General features: G+C 71.0%; 1 pseudogene. It reads left to right on the top strand.

The window, feature by feature from the left end:
• A pseudogene (locus LI94_RS24130) lies at nt 1-779 on the top strand (PE family protein); the annotation flags it as partial.

Raw genomic sequence — 779 nt, 5'->3', positions numbered from 1 at the left:
GCAACCGGTACGGCTCTCGGTGGTGCCGGAGGTGGTGCCTTCGGTGGTGGCGTCGGTGGCAACGGCGGCTACGCCTTGGTGGACGGCGGCTTCGGCAACCTGGGAGCCACTACCGGCCACGCTTCCGGCGATACCGTCGGCGGTACTGGCGGGGAAGGCCATGACGGGCACACCGGCGGGAACGGCGGCGGGGCAGCCATCATCGGCCAGAACCCCACGGCGCCTGGTGACAACCCCACTGCCGGCGGCACCGCCATCGGCGGCAAGGGTGGCAACAGTGGTACCGGGGTTGCCGGCGGCGATGGCGGCAAGGGCGGCACGGCCTGGGTCCAGGCCCTGGGAACCGGCAACGCGTCGGGCACCGCGACCGGCGGTGACGGCGGTGCCGGTGGTGACAGCACCGTTATCGGCAATGCCGGCGGCAAGGGCGGTGACGGTGGTGCTGTGACGATCCAGGCCAACAACGGTGGAACAGTGGTTTCCACCGGCCCCGGCAACGACGGCAGCACCGCCACCGGTGGTCGCGGCGGCGCCGGTGCTGACGGCTCGGTGACCGGTGCTGGCGGCAACGGCGGTAACGGCGGCAAGGCGAATATGACCGCGACCAACGACGGCACCATCACCGACGGCCACGTCCTCGGCGGCGATGGCCTCGACGGCGGGCCCAACGGGGTCAATGGTGCCAATGGCGCCAACAACTCACTGACCGTCGATGGCGCGGGCAGCAGCATCACCGACACCACCATCACCAGCGGGTTGAACACCGCCAACTTCGCCGG

Source organism: Mycobacterium sp. UM_Kg27, from assembly GCF_000972905.1.
Taxonomy (GTDB): domain Bacteria; phylum Actinomycetota; class Actinomycetes; order Mycobacteriales; family Mycobacteriaceae; genus Mycobacterium.
This window is presented reverse-complemented; position numbering and strand designations above follow the sequence as displayed.